The organism is Frankia sp. Mgl5 (assembly GCF_023242985.1).
GTDB lineage: Bacteria > Actinomycetota > Actinomycetes > Frankiales > Frankiaceae > Parafrankia > Parafrankia soli.
The window spans coordinates 1-250 of record NZ_JALKFY010000253.1 but is presented as its reverse complement, the minus strand read 5'-3'; the positions used below and the strand labels follow the sequence as shown (position 1 = coordinate 250).

The 250-nt window shown below is 52.8% G+C and carries 1 protein-coding gene; it reads right to left on the bottom strand.

Annotated elements, in window-relative coordinates; genetic code table 11:
• Positions 1-240 (bottom strand): phosphoribosylglycinamide formyltransferase (locus MXD62_RS09240; RefSeq protein WP_285224009.1); only part of this gene is annotated, 240 nt, incomplete at its 3' end.
• Positions 241-250 lie beyond the last annotated feature (10 nt).

Here is a 250-nt window from a genome sequence, read left to right as displayed (position 1 = left end):
ATGCTGCAGTTGTTCCACGATTTCCGCTTCAAACGCGGCTTTGTCCGGGTATGCTTTTGGATCGAAGCAAAAGACGGGAATCTTATGCGTTTCTGCCCGCTGAGCGGCATAGGCGGCTGGCTTATCGGTCACAAGCAGCGCCACTTCCGCTCCATTCAAGCGTCCACCTTGGATTGCCTGAATAATTGCTTCAAAGTTGGAGCCGTTACCCGAAGCAAATACGGCCAGCTTTTTCACCATGCCACCCCAT